Origin of the sequence: Halosaccharopolyspora lacisalsi, from assembly GCF_014137975.1 — a bacterium.
Classification (GTDB): Bacteria; Actinomycetota; Actinomycetes; order Mycobacteriales; family Pseudonocardiaceae; genus Halosaccharopolyspora; species Halosaccharopolyspora lacisalsi.
This window is the reverse complement of sequence record NZ_JACGWZ010000002.1, coordinates 86,149-104,119: the sequence shown is the minus strand read 5'-3', so window position 1 is coordinate 104,119 and position 17,971 is coordinate 86,149. Positions and strand designations below refer to the sequence as shown.

Sequence of the window (17,971 nt, the reverse complement as noted above, 5' to 3'; positions counted from 1 at the left end):
TCAGGACACGGGACGGCGGCAGATGTAGGTCCGGGCCGGCGGCATGTTGCGCCACACGGTGCGGGTCATGACGACCTCGTCGAAACCGCGCTCCAACCTGCGGCGGAACAGGCGGGCGCCGGTGGACCCCAGCGCGAGCGCGTAGGCGATGGTCGTGAACGCACCGCCCGGTGCCAGCACACCACCGACCTCGCTCAGGATCCGGCCCTGCGACTCACCGGGAAACAGCGACCACGGCAGACCACTGACCACCGCGTCCACGGACTCCACGCCCGCTTCGCGCAGGATCCGTCCGAGGTCGGTCGCGTCGCCCTCGATGACCTCCAGCTGCGGCATGTTGGTGCGCAGGTGTTCGACCATGCCGGGGTCCAGTTCGAGCGCGATGTGCCTGCCGCCCGCGGGAAGCCGCTCGGCCACCGCGCTGCTGAGCGCTCCCGTGCCGGGGCCGAGCTCGACCACCACCGGGCTGCCCGCGGTGGGCACGATCGAGGCGATCTCCCTGGCCAGCACCGGCGAGCTCGGGATCACCGCACCCACCGTGGCGGGGTCGCGCCAGGCTCTGGCCACGAAGGTGCGGTACTCCTCCAGGAGAGAACCCGCCGTGGTCCTGGTCGACGTGACCGAACAGCCGGGCTGCGACGGGCTCGTCTCGGTTCGCTGCTCGAAGTGCTGGGGAGGTGTTGTCACGTTGGCCTTCTTGGTCGGTGGAACCGGGCGGCGAGGCTCAGCCGGAGGCGGCCCGGCCTGACGTCCCCAGCCTATCTTGCTCGTCAGCGGGATCGGCGTGACCGGCCACACCACGCGAGTGCGTACTCAGCACGAAGTAACGAGCGCCGCCGTGGCGGCGATGGAGATCGTCAGGACTCCGTCGGCGAGGCCCGTCGGCAGGGCGAGCACGACAGCGGTCCCGGTTCGACGAACCCTCCGGCCCGGGGGCTGCGCCGTTCGAGCACTGCGCGGCACCGACTTTCCGGCCAACGGCAATGCTCGCGGAAGAATCCGCGCGGAACGCGTAGCGAAAAAGGAACCGGCAGCGATAATGCGCCGGTCGGGAAGAATATATTTCGGTGCACCGGCACAATCCGGTGCACCGGGTTCACGAGCCCACCAGGACTCGCGACGAGAGGGCTCGCGGACTTCAGGCGGGCTGCTGCATCAGCGGAGTCGCCGGCTGACCCACGTCCTGGCCGGGCGTGCTCACCTGTTCGACGGCGTCCGTCTCCACCGGAGTCCGCCGTACCCACGTGATCGCCGCACTCGCCAGCGCCAACAGCACGACCGCTTCAGCTGCCAGGGTCACCCATACCGTAGCCACGTCTCGTTGCCTCCCTTCCACGAACCTTGCCCACTTTCGGCCGCGCGCGGACGCGCGAAGGCGACTCCCGGCCAGGCCGGGACACTCGTACCATGAAGCCGCAAAGAGGTTGGGGCGAACTCCCACTTACGTCCTCGATGATAGGCCCGACAGGATTCTTCTTAAAGGCGGCCCGGGGTGTTTTGCGTCGCACCCGAGTGGCGGTACGAACGGGAGTCGAGATCCCGCACCCGAGTCCCGTCGACCCGAATGGGGTCCCGACGGGCCCGGGAAGTTCACGTCACGACAGGAATGATCTTCTCACCGTAATGGTCCACTGTGGAGTCCTTGGCGTCGTGCATGGCGTAGACGGCGAACTGGTCCACCCCCGCCTCGCGAAGCTCGGCCAGCTTGTCCACATGCGCCTGCGGTGGTCCGAGCAGGCAGAACCGGTCCACGACCTCGTCGGGGACGAAATCGCTGCTCGGGTTGTCCGTCCGGCCGTGGTGGGTGTAGTCGTAGCCGTTCCTGCCCGCGATGTAGTCGGTGAGCGCCCTGGGCACGGTCTCGGCGACGGTGCCGTAGCGGCGCACCAGATCGGCGACGTGGTTGCCGACCATCCCGCCGAACCAGCGGCACTGCCCCCGCGCGTGATCGAGGTCGTCGGAGACGTAGGCGGGTGCGGCGACGCAGATGGTGAGCTCCTCCGGATCCCGCCCCGCCTCGATCGCGGCGCGGCGAACGTGGTCGATCATCCAACCGACCAGATACGGGTCCGCCAGTTGCAGGATGAGCCCGTCGGCACACCGCCCGGCCAGCTCCAGCGCCTTCGGTCCGTACGCTCCCATCCACATCGGCACCCGGCCCCGCTGTACCCAGGGCAGACGCACCGGAGTTCCGTCCAGCTCCGTCGAGCGCCCCTCCCCGAGTTCCCGGATCGCCGTCATGGCCCGCTCCAGCGTGGCCAGCGTGTTGGGCCTGCCACCGGTGACCCGGACGGCCGAGTCACCACGACCGATGCCGCAGACCGTGCGAGATCCGAACATCTCGTTGAGGGTGGCGAACGTCGAGGCCGTGACCGTCCAGTCGCGGGTGGCGGGGTTGGTGACCATCGGCCCGACGACCATGCCGTCGGTGCGGGCGAGGATCTGGCTGTGGATCACGAAGGGTTCCTGCCACAGCACGCAGGAGTCGAAGGTCCAGCCGTAGCCGAAACCCGCCTGCTCGGCGCGGTGCATCCGTTCGACCACCGACCACGCCGGTGGATCGGTCTGCAGGACCAGCCCGAACTCCATCCTCGCCTCCTCGCCCTCAACTCAGGTACTGACAGGTGTCCCGCCGCAGGAACCGTCCCCTGCCGGCGTGCCCGAGGTACTGCCCGTCGTCGACGATCACACCGCCGCGCGAGAGCACCGTGCGTGCCTTACCCGTGACGCGCCGACCCTCGTAGGCGTTGTAGTCGACGTTCATGTGGTGGGTTTCGGCGGAGAGCACGTGTTCGGCGGAGGGGTCGTAGACGACGATGTCGGCGTCGGAGCCCGGGGCGATCGTGCCCTTGCGCGGGTGCAGCCCGAACATCCGCGCCGGTGTCGTGCTGGTCAGCTCCACCCACCGCCTGCGGCTGATGTGCCCGTCGACGACGGCCTGGTGCAGCAGGTCCACGCGGTTCTCCACCCCGGGGATTCCGTTGGGGATCCTGGTGAAGTCGTCGGAGCCGAGCGTCTTCTGGGATCCGAAGCAGAACGGGCAGTGGTCGGTGGACACCACCGAGAGGTCGTTGGTGCGCAGGCCGCGCCACAGCGCCTCCTGGTGCTCGCCCGGACGCAACGGGGTCGAGCAGACGTACTTCGCGCCCTCGAAACCGGGCCGGGCCAGCTCGTCGGCGGTCAGGAACAGGTACTGCGGGCAGGTCTCGGCGAACACGGGCAGCCCGGCGTCGCGTGCCTGGGCGATCTCGGCGACGGCCTCGGTCGCCGAAACGTGGACCACGTACAGCGGGGCGCCGGCCACCCGCGACAACTGCACCGCGCGATGCGTGGCCTCGGCCTCGAGCACGGGATGGCGAACCTGCCCGTGGTATTTCGGGTCGGTGTGGCCGGAATCCAGCGCCTGCCGGGCCAGCACGTCGATGGCGATGCCGTTCTCGGCGTGCATCATCGTCAGCGCCCCGTTGTCGGCGGCCCGCTGCATCGCTCGCAGGATCTGGCCGTCGTCGCTGTAGAACACGCCGGGATAGGCCATGAACATCTTGAAGCTGGTCACGCCCTCGGCGACCAGGGAGTCCATCTCCTTCAGCGACCGGTCGTCGACATCGGACAGAATCATGTGGAAGCCGTAGTCGATCGCGCACTGGTCGTCGGCCTTGGCGTGCCAGGCTTCCAGCCCCTCGCGCGGCGAACGCCCCACCGACTGGATCGCGAAATCCACGATCGTGGTCGTGCCGCCCCACGCGGCGGCGCGAGTCCCGGTCTCGAAGGTGTCCGAGGCGTAGGTCCCTCCGAAGGGCATCTGCATGTGCGTGTGGCCGTCGACGCCGCCGGGCACGACGTAGCAGCCGGTGGCGTCGATGACCTCGTCGGTGCCGGACATCCACTGCTCGGCGAGACCGGAGTCCGCCGCGGCCACCGCGGCGACTCGCTCGTCCTCGACGAGCACGTCGGCGACGACCTCCTCGGTCGCGGTGATCACCAGACCACCGCGGATCACCGTCCGGCTCATGACGATCGCGCCTCCCCGACCTCGCGCAGCGCGTCGAGCAGCACACGAGCCCCTTCCCGCGCCTCGGACTCGGTCACGCTCAGCAGCGGCGCGATGCGCAGCACGTTGCCGCTCAGCCCACCCTTACCGACGAGCACTCCCCGGCGCCGGGTCTCCTCCATGACCTCGGCGGCCATCTCCGGGGCGGGCCGCCCGTCGGGCCACCTCAGCTCGACACCGATCATCAGCCCCTTGCCGCGCACGTCGGCCACCCCGGGGATGCCGCCGAGAGCACTGTCGAGCTCGGCGCGCAGGATCGCGCCGGTGTGACGGGCGTTGGCCCGCAGATCGTGCTCCAGCAGGTAATCGAGATTGGCCAGGGCGCCCGCCGCGGTCGCCGGACTGCCGCCGAAGGTGGAGATGGAGTTCGCGGCGACGCTGTTCATCACCTCGGCGCTGGCCACGACGCCGCCGATCGGCAGGCCGTTGCCGATGCCCTTGGCGAAGGTGACGATGTCCGGCTTGCCGTTGTCGGCGTGGGCCTGCCAGCCCCAGAAGTTCTCCCCGGTGCGGCCCCAACCGGTCTGCACCTCGTCACTGATCCACAGGATGCCGTGGCGGTCGAGGACTTCCTTGAACCGCGCGAACAGGCCGTCCGGAGGCGTGGCGAAGCCGCCGACGCCCTGGATCGGCTCGGCGATCAGGCAGGCGACGTTGCCGTGCAGCTGGTCGAGCACGTCCTCCAGGTCCCGGACGCACGCGTCGACGAAGTCCGCGTCGGACAGGTCGGCCAGCGGAGCGCCCGGGCGGCGACTGCCGTGCACGTACTGGGCCTGCACCGGCGACAGGCTGGTGGGGGACCAACTGCTGTTGCCCGTAACGGCCATGGAGGAGAAAGAGCGACCGTGATAGCTGTTGCGCAGTGCCAGCACCTGGTTCGACGCCCGGTATCCGGTGGCCAGCAAGAGCGCGGTGTCGTTGGCCTCGGTGCCGCTGGAGGTCAGAAACACGCGCGGATCATCGATACCGGAGACCTCCGCGATCCGCTCGGCGAGCTCGATCATCGGGCGGTTCAGGTACAACGTCGAGGAGTGCAGGATCTTGCCCGCCTGCTCGCTGACGGCCGCGGTGACCTCGGGAAGCGCGTGGGCGGTCATGGTGGTCAGGATGCCGCCGAAGAAGTCGAGGTAGCGGTTCCCCTCTGCGTCCCAGACGTGCCGTCCCGCGCCGTGGTCGATGTCGATGGGCTCGGCGTAGAGGGTGTTCAGCCAGTCCGGCAGCACCGCCTTGCGCCGCTTGGCGAGCTCCGCGTGCACTCCCGGCGAACCCATCGGGTTGTCGGTCGTCATCGTGGTCCTTTCGTGGTCGACGTGAGGTCTCAGGGCTGGGTCAGCGAGCCGTAGGCGTCCGGGCGGCGATCACGGTAGAAAGCCCAGGTGCGCCGGACCTCGTCGACGTCGCTCAGGTCGAGATCGCGGATCAGGAGCTCCTCGTCGGTGGTACTGGCCGGATCGCCGACGAACCGTCCGGAGGGGTCCACGAAGTAGCTGCTGCCGTAGAAGTCGTTGTCGCCGTACTCCTCGACCCCGACGCGGTTGATGGCGGCGACGAAGTACTCGTTGGCCACCGCCGCCGCGGGCTGTTCGAGGTTCCACAGGTGCGAGGACAGCCCGCGGCTGGTGGCCGAGGGGTTGTAGACCAGCTGCGCACCGGCGAGTCCGAGAGCGCGCCAGCCCTCGGGGAAGTGCCGGTCGTAGCAGATGTAGACGCCGACCCGGCCCACGGCCGTGTCGAAGACCGGCCATCCGAGGTTGCCGGGACGGAAGTAGTACTTCTCCCAGAAGCCCGGCAGGTGCGGTAGGTGATGCTTGCGGTACTTGCCCAGGTAGCTGCCGTCGGCGTCGACGACGGCGGCGGTGTTGTAGTAGAAGCCGGGACCGTCGCTCTCGAAGACGGGTACGACGATCACCATTCGCAATTCGCGGGCGAGCTCGCGCATCCGGCGCGTGGTGGCCCCGTCCGGCACCGGCTCGGCCCACTCGTAGTGCTCCGGCTCCTGGACCTGGCAGAAGTACGGCGCGTTGAAGACCTCCTGGAACCCGATGATCCCGGCGCCCCGCGCCGCGGCGCTCCGCGCGTACTGCTCGTGCAGATCCGTCATGGAAGCGGTGTCACCGGTCCACTTCGCCTGCACCAGCGCGGCCCGAACGAGCTCCGACATCGCCGATCCTTTCGGTCGTCCACCGCCCGGTCCCCGTCCGAGCACCCGGAAAACCGAACATATGACCCCGGCCATACTGGTGCAATAGAACTTTTGTTACAGAACATTGCTGCCCTCATCGTGGGAAGGAGCGCGATCGTGGATCCGGAGCCCTCCGCGGCGGTGATGGCGGCCGCCATCACCGAACGCTCCGCCACGGGCGTGGCCGCCGCCGTCAACCGCATGATCCGAGCGGGTGAGCTCACACCGGGCACCCGGTTACCGACGGTGCGCAAGCTGGCCGAGGCGCTGGGAACGAGCCCGACCACGGTCAACGAGGCGTGGCGCTGGCTGAGCCGGATCGGCGCGATCCGCACCGAAGGACGCAACGGCTCCTTCGTGGCCGAGCAACCGGGGACCGCACGACCGTCGCGGTTCTGGCGACTGGCCGGGGACGCCGGCCGGCTCGAACGCGACCTGTCGACGGGAGTGCCGGATCCGGAACTGCTGCCGAGACTTCCCGCCCTGCCCGGTCGTGGTGAAACACCGCTGGGCTACCTCGACCCACCGGTACTGCCCGAGCTGGAGACCCTGCTTCGCGAAGCATGGCGCCCGCTGTGGGAGCCCGAAGCCGTCACCGTGGTGGACGGCTCGCTCGACGCCGTCGACCGACTGCTGCGGCACCTGGTGCACTTCGGTGACCGGGTGGTCGTGGAGAACCCGACCTTTCCCCCGCTGCTGGACCTGTTGGAAGTGCTCGGCGCCACCGTGGTCGGCGTCGGTGCGGACGAGAGCGGCATCCTCCCCGAGGACCTGCACCGGGCACTGCACCGGCGCACCGCCGTGGTGCTGCTCCAGCCTCGCGCGCAGAACCCGACGGGAACGAGCATGACCACCGAGCGGGCGCAGGAGCTCGCCGAGATACTTCGCCGGTCACCGGACACGATCGCCGTCGAGGACGATCACGTCGGTGCGATCGCCACCGCCGAGCAGGTCAGTCTCGCCCGGTACGCGCCCGAGCGGACGGCGCACGTCCGCAGCTTCTCCAAGTCGCACGGTCCGGACCTGCGACTGGCCGCGGTGGGTGGACCGACCGAGCTCGTCGAGCAGCTGGTCGCCCGGCGCAGTCTGGGGCCCGCCTGGTCCAGTCGACTCCTCCAGCGACTGCTGGCGACCATGCTCACCGACCAGGAGTGCGTCGCGGCCGTCGAGCGCGCGCGCACGACCTACGCGCACCGGCGTGCCGCCGTGGTCGAGGCGCTGAATCGACGAGGAGTCGCGGCCACCGGCGAGGACGGGTTCAACGTCTGGGTCGAGGTTCCGGAGGAACGCGACTCGCTGGTGCTGCTGGCCTCCCACGGCATCGGCGCGGCACCCGGACAACCCTTCTTCCTCGCACCGGGCGCGAACACCGGCGGGCACGTTCGTCTCACCACCGCAGCCCTGCGCACCGAGCACGCCCCGTGGCTGGCCGACAGCATCGCCGAGGCCACTCGCGTTCAGGGGCACTACAGGCACCGGGTCGGACGGTGACTCACTCCTGCCCGCGCCGCCGGGCGGCGTTGCGCGTGGCGCGGCGTACGTCCTTGTGCATCTCACGGGTGTCCTTGCCGATTCCCGGCGGGTAACCGTGCTTGATGACCCGGTGTTCGGCCGTTTCGATCATGGCACTGAGCGAGTAGAAGACGCCGACCAGCAGTCCCAGCGTCAGCGCGTACAAGCGGATCCACAGCGGCCCCGGCAACAGCAGCACCGCCAGGCACAGCGGGGTCAACTGGATCAGCGCGCGAGCCAGCTGCCGCAGCACCCAGGTACGGCAGGTCACGTCGTGCAGGACCCATTCGGCGAGGTGGTCCGGCAGCTTCCCGCCGTAGGCGTACCAAACCCACTGCAACGGGTTCGGTCGATGCGTGCCCATTCTCCCAGGATAATCCTGCGCCGACGCGACGATCCCGCTGCGTCGGCGCAGGTCAGAAATCGGCACCGGGAGCGGTAAACTCGACGGGCGCGGTGCAGGGACGACCCGGGAGGTTCGCATGGAGCAGCAGGAAACCGCCGACCTGATGGGTTTCGTCCGCAGGATGGATCCCGATCACCCCCGGATCGACCCCGACTACGTGGACTCCTGGCAGCTGCTGCTCGAACCGGTCGATCACGACACCGCTCGCGCGGCCGCGCTGTATCACTACCGGCACAATCGGAGCCCGCTGCACCCCAGCGACGTCTACGAGTTCTGGGAACAGCAGCACGGCGCCACCGAAGCGGCACCCCGGAAATCCGCCCGGAATCCCGCTGCCGAAGAGAAGCCCGCGGAGCCTCCCGCCACTCTGAGCTGGCTCATGAACGCCTCCGAAACACCCACGGTCACCTACCGCGACATCCGGCTGTATCCGGCCGAGGACGGTGGCTGGGAATGGATCGTCAGCGATCACGCCGGGCAGCAGCTCGCCCGACACCGCACCGACTCGCACCACCACGGCATGTGGGCCTGGGGCGTGGAGGTCGGCAGCGGTCGCCGCTGGAAGCCGGTCGAGGAACCGGGGAACTTCGCGCTCTCCGACGAGCTCGACAAGGCGGCGGACGAGCTCCACGAGCGCTACACCGCTCGCGGCTACCGCCCGCAGGTGACGATTTCCGACGTTCCCGCAGTTCAGGGGCGCGGATAACCAGCGAGTCGGGGAAACCACCCCCGGTGCACAGCGCCGGTGAACCGATATTGTAAACTGATCGCACAACGTCAACAGACGTGATCGACCGACCGGGACGTGGCGCAGTTTGGTAGCGCACCTGACTGGGGGTCAGGGGGTCGTGGGTTCGAATCCCGCCGTCCCGACGCTGTGACCAGCGGGTTTACCGAAAGGTAGACCCGCTGGTTTCGTATGTCGGGACGATGTGGCCGCACGGTGATCGCATCCGATCCCGTTCTGTCGAAGCTTGAACTATGTGGCGCGAGCCTGTTCGGCCGCGTTGAGGGTGGCGGCCATGGCCTCGACAGCCTCGTGCGCCGTGTGCCGAGCGAGGTGCCCGTAGATGTTGACGGTCACCGACGGGGCCGAGTGCCGCATGGGCTTGAACACCACCCCAAGCGGCACCCTCGAGGCGATCATCAACGTCGCCACGAGATACCGCAGGGCGTGCACCCGAATCCGGGGCAAGTCGGCCCCATCGGTCAGCTGGTGGAAGTGAACGCAGCACGTACTCCGGCCGCAACGGCTCACCGTTGGAGCGACAGAACACGAGTTCCTGATCACGGAACTCCCCCTCGGCCAGCCGCTGCCGGCCCTGGCGCTCGGCCTGCCTGCGCAACGCCGCCACGACGCGAGCCGACAGCCCGACCCCGTCCAGACTGATCCTCGTTGTCGGCGCGGAAAACACCGGCGTCGTGTTGGTGACGTTGGACAACTCCCTGACATGAGGCCTCATCCCTTCCAGCGTTGAAGCCTCCAGACCCACGGGGTGACACGTCTGACTTGTAGTCAGATCGTGACCTGCATTGTGAACTGTGACCTAAATCTCTTCCTTAGGGTGTGCTCCATTCCACGGGAATTGGACACACACCGAGGTGCGTAAATGACCAGTACGCGAGTGCATAGCTCGATCGGGCGACGATCGTTTCGGCGAGTGGGAGTCGCGAGCGTCGCTGCCCTGACCATGGCGCTCAGCGCCTGCGCCGGGAGTGGCTCCGGTGGCGGTGGTGAGGAAGGCATCATCGTCGGTACGACCGACTCCGTCCCCAGCCTCGACCCAGCCAAGTGCTACAGCTACTACTGCGGCACGATCATCGACAATGTCGGCTCCACACTGGTCGGCTACAAGCCCGGAGAGACCAAGCCTTCCCCGAGCCTGACGACGAAACCGCCGAAGATCAGCGAAGATGGCACGAGCTACACCTTCACCCTGAAGAAGGGCATCAAGTTCCAGGACGGTTCCAAGCTCACCAGCAAGGACGTCAAGTTCTCGCTGAACAGGGCACGCTGGATTAACCACCCCGAGGGTGCCGGGTTCCTGCTCGAGGGCATCGACACGATCGAGACCCCGGACCCGCAGACGGTCGTGATCAGCCTCGGCAAGCCGGACATCACCTTCACCTCCAAGCTGGCCTACAACGTCGCGACGATCCTTCCCTCCGGGAAGTACAAGTCGCCGGGCAAGAAGATTCCGGACGACGCCCCCACCTCAGAGTTCGAGAAGTACGTCAGCGAGGAACTCGCGTCCGCGGGGCCGTACAAACTGGCGGACCGCCGCCAGGGCGAGTCGATCACGCTTCAGGCGTGGGACGGCTACTCCGGCAAGACCCCGAAGAACAACAAGGTGCTGGTCAAGTTCTTCGCCAAACCCGCGCAGATGCTGGCCGCGCTGAAGTCGGACGAGATCGACGTGGCGTTCCGCAACCTGACGCCGCAGCAGCGCGAGTCACTGAAGAACAACGACGAGATCAAGATCATCAAGGGCAAGGGCGCCTCGATCCGCTATCTGGTGCTCAACCCCTATCTGGAGCCGTTCGGTAAAAAGAACGTCCGCAAGGCCGTCGCCGCGGCCATCGACCGTAAGCGGATCATCAAAGAGGTCTACGGCGGTGTAGGCAAGCCGCTGTACTCGATGGTTCCGCCTACCTTCGACGAGGTGTCGGTCCCTGCGTTCAAGAAGCTCTACGAGGGTAAGAAGCCGAGCGACTTCATCGACAAGAAGGTAACCATTGACCTCTGGTTCGGCACCAACCACTACGGCGCCACCGAGTCGTCGCTGGCGAGCACGGTCGCACGGATGCTCGAGGAAACCGGCATGTTCGAGGTGAACATCAAGAAGGCGCCGTGGGCGCAGTTCAGCGCGAACAACGTGCCGGGGTCGACCGGCCAGTACCCGGCGCACCTGCTCGGCTGGTACCCGGACTTCCTTGACCCGGACAACTACATCCAGCCGTTCTACCACTCGGAGCAGAGCTTCCTGCGGATGTACGACAATCCGAAAATGGATCAGCTGATCCAGCAGGAACAAACGGCCGAGTCGATCGACTCGCAGGCGCGCACGCAGACCTTCGCGAAGATCCAGCAGCTGACCGCCGAGGACGCGCCGATCGTTCCGCTGGCGGTGAACACCCCGCTGGCCTTCGTGCGCAGCGACATCACGGGGGCGCAGAAGACCATGGACGCCTCCCAGGTCTTCCGGTACTACACCATCCACCACAAAGATCAAGGCTGACGCAAGCGCTGAAGATCGATTTCAGTAGTGCTTGTAGGGGTGGTTCGACCGACCGGGTCACCCCTACGGGCCTGCGCGTGGAGAGGAAGGTTGTACTGGCGTGAAGACTGGTTCGCTGGGGCGTTATCTGGTCACCCGGGTACTACTCGCCGTCCCGAGTGTGTTCATCCTGCTGACACTGGTGTTCCTGCTGTTGCACGCGGCTCCAGGGGATCCGGTGACAGCCACGCTCGGTGGGCGGTTGCCGCCTGCCGAGATCGCGGCGCGGCAGGAAACGCTCGGACTTAACGACCCGATCTACGTCCAATACTTCAACTACCTTGCTGGGGCTCTCACCGGCGACTTCGGTAACCCGGTGACCGACTCGCGCAGCGTGGTGGAGATCATTCTGGAAACCGCGCCCGCTACGTTGGAGCTTGCCGCCGCGGGCATGTTGATCGCGGTCACGCTCGGCGTGGTCGTCGGCGCGATCGCGGGCAGGCTGCGCGACACCGCGTTCGACGTCGGCGGCAGGCTGTTCGGTGTCGTCATCTACGCCGCGCCTGTCTTCTGGACGGCGCTGCTCGGCCAACTGCTGTTCTCGGTGAAGCTGGGCTGGTTGCCGAGCAGCGGCCGTGCCGGAGGCTTCGACGCGCCCGAACAGATCACCGGCTTCTACGTGTTCGACTCGATCATCACCGGCGATTGGGAAGCGCTGCAGAGCAGTCTGCTGCACCTGATACTGCCGGCCGTCACGCTGGGCTTGCTGATCGGCGGCGTGTTCATTCGGCTCGTTCGGGTGAACATGCTGCAGACCCTGCGCTCCGACTACGTCGAGGCGGCGCGCGGGCGGGGGCTTCCGGAACGCAACGTGCTGTTCCGGCACGCGTTCAAGACGGCACTCATCCCGATCATCACGATCGTGGGCCTGCAGTTCGCGCTGATGCTGGGTTACGCCGCGCTGACCGAGACGACCTTCAGCTGGCCGGGACTCGCACGCGAACTCATCGACTTCGTCGGTACACGGGACTACGCGGCGGTGCAGGGCATCGTCACGTTCATCGCGCTGGTGGTCGTGGGCGTATCGCTGCTGATCGACATCATCACCGGGATCATCGATCCCCGGGTGCGCTACTAAGAGGATCATCAAAATGTCAACTGTGCACGGCAGCGAGGCACCTGCCGACGCCCATTCCGCGGCGGTCAACTCGCGCACCCCGTTGAAGAAACGGTTGCAGCACATATACCGGCCGTTCCGACAGACCAGCCGGATCTCCCGAGGGCTCATCTTCAGCGGCCTCGGCGTGGTTGTGTTCTTCCTGCTCGTCGCCTTCGTGGCTCCGCTGCTGTATCCCTACAGCGGCACGCAGTACCGCAAGGAGGTCGCGCCCGGCGAGTTCGTGAAGTTCCCGGCGCTGGCCCCACCGTCGGTCGAGCACCCGTTCGGTACCACCAGGGACGGGTTCGACGTGCTGGCCAGGATCATCGACGCGGCCAGCCTCGCGTTCGTGGTGATGGCGATCGCAGTGTCGATAGCGATGCTCGTAGGCGTCACGCTCGGACTCTACAGCGGTTACCGCGGCGGGAAGTTCGACCGGGCGCTGGTCACGGTCATGGACTCGGTGTACGCGTTCCCCTCGCTGGTGATGGCGATCATCGTGGGTTTCGTCCTCGGTTCGATCCTGACCCAGGGCGTGTTCTCCGCCGCGGCCGCGGTCGCCGTCGTCTATATCCCGCAGTATTACCGGGTGGTGCGCAATCACACGTTCTCGGTGAAGCAGGAACCGTTCGTCGAGGCGGCGCGGTCGTTCGGCGCGAAGGACCGGACGATCGTCGGGCGCTACATCTTCTTCAACGTGGTGCAGACCGTTCCGGTCATCCTCACGCTGAATGCCGCCGACTCCATCCTCGTGCTGGCAGCGCTGGGCTTCCTCGGCTACGGCGTGCCGTACCCGATACCGGAGTGGGGCCTGGACATCGCTAAGGCCACCAACGACGTCGCGGCGGGCATCTGGTGGACCGCGTTCTGGCCCGGTATGGCGATTGTGCTGTTGGTGACCGCCCTGACCCTGGTCGGGGAGGGCCTCAACGACGTCGTCAACCCCCTGCTGCGCACTCGCGGCAAGGCAGGCCGGAAGATCGCGGGCATGCCGCGCTCGCGGCGCAAGAACGGCGATGGCGGAGTGACCCGTTCCGCCGATGCGGTAAGGGGTGCGGCCCAGGAGAAGCTGGCCGCGAAGATCCGCGATCTGCGGGTCGGCTACCGGACCTCGGACGGTCCGTTGTGGGCCGTAGACGGAGTCGACCTGAACCTACGGGCGGGTGAGTGCGTCGGCCTTGTCGGTGAGTCCGGCAGCGGGAAGTCCTCGATGGGCCGCGCCATGCTGCGGCTCATGCCGCCCGGCGGCGTGGTGCAAGGCGAGGTCGAGATCGACGACCGCGACATCGTCAACGCTCCCGAGTCCACCGTGCGCAAGATGCGTGGCGAGGGCATCTCGTTGATGTTCCAGGAGCCGATGACCCGGCTCAACCCGCTCATGCGGGTGTCCGACCACTTCGTTGAGATGATCCGCACCCATCAGCCGAAGACGTCGCGGCAGCGGGCGCGCACCATGGCCAGAGACGCGCTGATGCAGGTCGGGATCCCGCCGACCAGGGTCGACAACTATCCGCACGAGTTCTCCGGTGGGATGCGCCAGCGGGTCATGTTGGCCATGGCGATCGTGCTCACCCCGCGCACGATCGTCGCGGACGAGCCGACCACCGCGCTCGACGTCATCGTGGAATCGCAGATTCTGTCCCTTCTGGAACGGCTGCGCAGCGAGGAAAACGTCGGCATCCTGCTCATCACCCACAATCTCGGCGTCGTCGCCGAAGCCTGCGACCGGGTTGCGGTGATGTATGCGGGCCGGATCGTGGAAATGGGCCCGGTTGACCAGATCTTCAACGACCCGAAGCACCCCTACACCCGTGGGTTGGTGGCATCGACCATCTCGTTGAACACCACCGAGCTGCACTCGGTCGGCGGCTACCCGCCGAATCTTGTCGAACCACCGACCGGGTGCCGGTTCGCGGACCGCTGCGCCTACGCGATGGACCACTGCACGAAGGTCGATCCCGAACTGACCACGGTCGGTCCGGAGCAGCAGGCGGCCTGCCTGCTCTACCCGGGCGCCGGAGCGGACGTGCCCGCGGACGTGCGCACGCCGTCCGGCGACCCGCAGAAGTCGGAGGTGTGATCGTGTATCGAGGAGATGAGGACGTGGTGACCGGATCGGACTCCGATGCGGAGCCGTTGATGTCGGTGCGCGACCTGAACACCCACTTCACGACCGGGCGCAACCTGCTCGGCCGCACTCAGGGTGTGGTCAAGGCCGTCGACGGGGTGAACTTCGAGCTACACCGCGGCGAAGTGCTCGGGCTTGTCGGTGAGAGCGGCTCGGGCAAGTCGACGCTTGGCCGGTCGCTGCTGAAGCTGGTGCAGCCGACCTCGGGTGAGATCCGGTACCAGGGCAGGGATCTCGTGCCGATGTCGGAGAGCCAGATGCGCCCGATGCGTCGCGAGCTGAGCATGATCTTCCAGGACCCGAACGCGTCGATGAATCCGGCGATGACGATCGCCCAGGGCGTCGGGCACCCGCTGTGGATCCACGGCATGGTCGAGACCCGTGCGGAGGCCCGCGAGTGGGTGGTGGACATGCTCGAACGGGTCGGACTGCAGCCCGCGCGGAACTACCTGGATCGCTACCCGGAGGAACTCTCCGGTGGACAGAAGCAGCGGCTGGTGATCGCCCGCTCGCTGATCACCAAGCCCAGCTTCGTGATCGCCGACGAGCCGGTGGCCGCGTTGGACATGAGCGTACGCGCACGAGTGCTCGAGCTGATGCTGGAACTGCAGGAAGAGCTCGACCTCACCTACGTGTTCATCACCCACGACCTGGCCACGGCCCGGTTCATGTGCGATCGGATCGGCATTCTCTACCTCGGCAGGTTCGTCGAGTACGGCGACGCCGATCTGATGTTCTCCGACCCGCAGCATCCCTACACTCGTGCGCTGCTCTCCGCGATCCCGCAACCGGAGGCGGGCAGGCGTGGCCGGGAGAAGACCCTGCCGCGCGGCGAGATCCCGGACGCGGCCCGGCCGCCCGCGGGCTGCCGGTTCCATCCGCGTTGTCCACAGGCGTTCGAGGTGTGCGGCTGGGAGGGCCAGGACCTCATCGATGCGCTGGAGGAGCGCTGGACACAGGTCGACCCGGAGACCTACGAGCGGGAGACCAAGCTGTTCGGCAAGCTGGACAACGCCGAGGTCGCGCGGGAGTCGGTCCGGTTCTCAGCCTCGGCCCCGGAGGACCTGGCCGAGTGGCTGCATGAGCACGGCCCGAACCTGCACGCGAACGTGTTCTCCGCGGTGACCGAGGTGCGCGTGGAGTCGAGCCACGTCCTCGTCCGGTTCGGCGCGGGGCCGGAACCGGCGATGCAGAAGGTCGACAGGCGCGACGTGGCCTGCCACCTGCATGGGGTGCTGGTCCGCGAGAGCGGCGTCCACGTCGGCGGCCCCGAGGTGTTGCACCAGACGGCCAGGTAACGGTCCAACGCTCTTGCGTCAACGTGGTCGGTGAAGGCCACTTCCGCGCAAGAGTGCGACACTTTGTCGTCTCGACTCGATCAGATCCAGGGATCGAACACCCGCGGGCCGTGCCGGCGCGGTCCGCTACGCCCCTCGCGGCCGAAGGTGGCAGACCGCTGCAGCGGTGCTTTGCCCACGACGAAGATCAGGTATGGCCGGCCATACTCGACGGCACCGTCGAACTGATCGAGTAACGCAGCGTGGGACGGGTGTGACGCCTCGGCCAGGGCAAGCCGTGCTGTTTCGCCGCTGTGCGAACAGCTGCGACATACTGATCCGAATCGCGGACCCGTCCGTGTCCAACCCAACGAAGACGTGATCCTGCGATGGGGCCACCGGGAGGTAGTGCGCGCCCGGCCACTGCTTCGGTGGCGGGCGCAAACCGATCTCTCGTCCTACAGCCGGTTACGAACCTGGCGGTACTCGGCCGATTCACTTGGAAAGGCGATAGTCATGACCCACTCCCTCAGCGGCCAGTGATCCCTCGAACCAACAGGTCCGCGGCGATTCAAGCGCGTAACACCAGCGCTTGCGAGTAAGTACGGCTGTGCGTCCAGCTCACCAGGGTTGCACGTTCGCCGTCGGTGAGAACCACCGCGTTGTGTGGGCGCCCGGCCGTGCTGAGCAAGCATTAACTGTGTGTGAGCTCAGCCGGGTATTGGGCGCTGGCGAGATGGAGCGGGAGGGAACCGGGAGGATCACGCGTCCTGAACTGCATCGAACTACACTGGACGGTAGCGAGCTGCACGGATTTGCCCTGCAGTGTCTCGGTTTTCACAGGTTGCTGTCTCCTATGGACATATCTGGGGGTCGTGGGTTCGAATCCCGCCGTCCCGAGGCTGTGACCAGCGGGTTTACCGAAAGGTAGACCCGCTGGTTTCGTATGTCGGGACGATGTGGCCGCACGGTGATCGCATCCGATCCCGTTCTGTCGGTGCTTGACCTCTGCGGTGCGGCTGACGCTTCGGCCGCGTTGAGGGTGGCGGCCATGGCCTCGACAGCCTCGTGCGCCGTGTGCCGAGCGAGGTGCCCGTAGATGTTGACGGTCACCGACGGGGCCGAGTGCCGCATGGGCTTGAACACCACCCCGAGCGGCACCCTCGAGGCGATCATCAACGTCGCCACGAGATACCGCAGGGCGTGCACCCGAATCCGGGGCAAGTCGGCCCCATCGGTCAGCCGCTGCCGGCCCTGGCGCTCGGCCTGCCTGCGCAACGCCGCCACGACGCGAGCCGACAGCCCGACCCCGTCCAGACTGATCCTCGTTGTCGGCGCGGAAAACACCGGCGTCGTGTTGGTGACGTTGGACAGTGTGTGGCGCACGAACAACACCCGCTCGTCGAGGTCAACGTCCGACCAGTGCAGAGCCAGCGCTTCACCCTTGCGCAGACCCGTGCCGACCAGGACCTCGAACAGTTCGGTTAGCGCATCGTCGACCTCGGCGCAGTAGCGCAGGAACGCCGCGGCCTGCTCCGAGGTCCAACACGTCGGGCGATACGGGGCGCCTGGGGCTGGGCGTACTTCGCCACGTTGACCTGCGACCGGCGCTGACGCACCGCGTCGTTGAGCGCGCTGGACAACGTCGCCCCACTGCGGCGTACCGCCACCGCACCCCTCCAGCTGGCGGTGCACGAGCTGCATCACATGCTGATGCGTGAGGCTTTCCAGCCTCACCGTCCCCAGCGCGGGGATGAGGTCCTTGGTCACGTAGTCGCGGTAGTTGGCCATCGCGGTCGGCTTCAACGTCAACGCCTTCCCCGCCACCCACCCGGTGAGATACTCGGCCACGCTCCGGCGATCATCGACGACGACCTCGGTGCGTTCACACGCCAGCACCCGGATCAACTCGGCCCGGGCCTTCGTGGCGAACCCACTCCGCCGCATCGTGCGCCGCCGGCCATTGGTCGAGGGCATGTCGACAGCGAACGCCCACGTGCCATGCCTGCACCCGGCCAGCCGCGGACACCGCGCACCC

Annotated in this window: 15 protein-coding genes and 1 tRNA gene; 7 read left to right on the top strand and 9 right to left on the bottom strand. The window is 67.2% G+C overall.

What is annotated here, in order from left to right:
- The 6 genes from FHX42_RS08270 to FHX42_RS08245 all read right to left on the bottom strand — a co-directional run bounded on the left by FHX42_RS08270 (position 1) and on the right by FHX42_RS08245 (position 6,212).
- Entirely contained in the window at positions 1–588 is a 588-nt protein-coding gene (locus FHX42_RS08270; protein WP_182544199.1) for a class I SAM-dependent methyltransferase, read from the bottom strand.
- Positions 589–1,138: 550 nt separating this feature from the next.
- On the bottom strand, positions 1,139–1,315 hold the full coding sequence (locus FHX42_RS08265) for a hypothetical protein (protein ID WP_182543668.1): 177 nt from the start codon (positions 1,313–1,315) through the stop codon (positions 1,139–1,141).
- Between the two features lie 275 nt (positions 1,316–1,590).
- Positions 1,591–2,589: a TIGR03842 family LLM class F420-dependent oxidoreductase gene (locus FHX42_RS08260; RefSeq protein ID WP_182543667.1), complete on the bottom strand. Its 999-nt coding sequence runs from the start codon at positions 2,587–2,589 to the stop codon at positions 1,591–1,593.
- 16 nt (positions 2,590–2,605) lie between these two features.
- Positions 2,606–4,012 (bottom strand): dihydropyrimidinase, encoded by a 1,407-nt coding sequence (gene hydA / locus FHX42_RS08255; protein WP_182543666.1) that lies wholly within the window; start codon positions 4,010–4,012, stop codon positions 2,606–2,608.
- Positions 4,009–5,340 (bottom strand): aspartate aminotransferase family protein, encoded by a 1,332-nt coding sequence (locus FHX42_RS08250; RefSeq protein WP_235987140.1) that lies wholly within the window; start codon positions 5,338–5,340, stop codon positions 4,009–4,011. The genes hydA and FHX42_RS08250 overlap by 4 nt, the downstream gene beginning before the upstream one ends.
- Before the next feature lie 29 nt (positions 5,341–5,369).
- Complete coding sequence (locus FHX42_RS08245) at positions 5,370–6,212, bottom strand: nitrilase-related carbon-nitrogen hydrolase (protein ID WP_182543665.1); 843 nt, start codon at positions 6,210–6,212, stop codon at positions 5,370–5,372.
- Positions 6,213–6,350: 138 nt separating this feature from the next.
- Between FHX42_RS08245 and FHX42_RS08240 the strand changes: the two genes are divergently transcribed.
- Positions 6,351–7,724, top strand: a complete 1,374-nt coding sequence (locus tag FHX42_RS08240; protein WP_220480078.1) for an aminotransferase class I/II-fold pyridoxal phosphate-dependent enzyme — start codon at positions 6,351–6,353, stop codon at positions 7,722–7,724.
- A 1-nt stretch (position 7,725) separates the two neighbouring features.
- Here FHX42_RS08240 and FHX42_RS08235 read toward each other — a convergent pair whose 3' ends face one another.
- Positions 7,726–8,109 carry a DUF5313 family protein gene (locus tag FHX42_RS08235; protein ID WP_182543664.1) on the bottom strand — a complete coding sequence of 128 codons (384 nt, stop codon included), beginning with the start codon at positions 8,107–8,109 and terminating at the stop codon, positions 7,726–7,728.
- A 118-nt stretch (positions 8,110–8,227) separates the two neighbouring features.
- Here FHX42_RS08235 and FHX42_RS08230 point away from each other — a divergent pair, with 118 nt between their 5' ends.
- Together FHX42_RS08230 and FHX42_RS08225 are read left to right on the top strand one after the other, a co-directional pair.
- Positions 8,228–8,857, top strand: coding sequence for a hypothetical protein (locus tag FHX42_RS08230; RefSeq protein ID WP_182543663.1), 630 nt, complete (start codon positions 8,228–8,230; stop codon positions 8,855–8,857).
- 93 nt (positions 8,858–8,950) lie between these two features.
- Positions 8,951–9,024 (top strand) — tRNA-Pro (locus FHX42_RS08225).
- A gap of 106 nt (positions 9,025–9,130) precedes the next feature.
- Here the strand turns inward: FHX42_RS08225 and FHX42_RS08220 are convergent.
- Positions 9,131–9,346, bottom strand: coding sequence for a site-specific integrase (locus FHX42_RS08220; RefSeq protein WP_182543662.1), 216 nt, complete (start codon positions 9,344–9,346; stop codon positions 9,131–9,133).
- A gap of 466 nt (positions 9,347–9,812) precedes the next feature.
- Between FHX42_RS08220 and FHX42_RS08215 the strand changes: the two genes are divergently transcribed.
- The 4 genes from FHX42_RS08215 (at position 9,813) to FHX42_RS08200 (ending at position 15,954) form a co-directional block, all read left to right on the top strand.
- A complete protein-coding gene (locus FHX42_RS08215; RefSeq protein ID WP_182543661.1) occupies positions 9,813–11,390 on the top strand; it encodes an ABC transporter substrate-binding protein in 1,578 nt (525 codons plus the stop codon).
- A gap of 100 nt (positions 11,391–11,490) precedes the next feature.
- A complete protein-coding gene (locus FHX42_RS08210) occupies positions 11,491–12,507 on the top strand; it encodes an ABC transporter permease (protein WP_182543660.1) in 1,017 nt (338 codons plus the stop codon).
- Between the two features lie 13 nt (positions 12,508–12,520).
- On the top strand, positions 12,521–14,608 hold the full coding sequence (locus FHX42_RS08205; RefSeq protein ID WP_182543659.1) for a dipeptide/oligopeptide/nickel ABC transporter permease/ATP-binding protein: 2,088 nt from the start codon (positions 12,521–12,523) through the stop codon (positions 14,606–14,608).
- Positions 14,609–14,631: 23 nt separating this feature from the next.
- Positions 14,632–15,954: an ABC transporter ATP-binding protein gene (locus FHX42_RS08200; RefSeq protein WP_182543658.1), complete on the top strand. Its 1,323-nt coding sequence runs from the start codon at positions 14,632–14,634 to the stop codon at positions 15,952–15,954.
- 816 nt (positions 15,955–16,770) lie between these two features.
- Here FHX42_RS08200 and FHX42_RS08195 read toward each other — a convergent pair.
- The gene (locus FHX42_RS08195) at positions 16,771–17,910 is read right to left on the bottom strand and encodes a site-specific integrase (RefSeq protein ID WP_182543657.1); all 1,140 of its coding nucleotides are present in this window, start codon (positions 17,908–17,910) and stop codon (positions 16,771–16,773) included.
- Positions 17,911–17,971 lie beyond the last annotated feature (61 nt).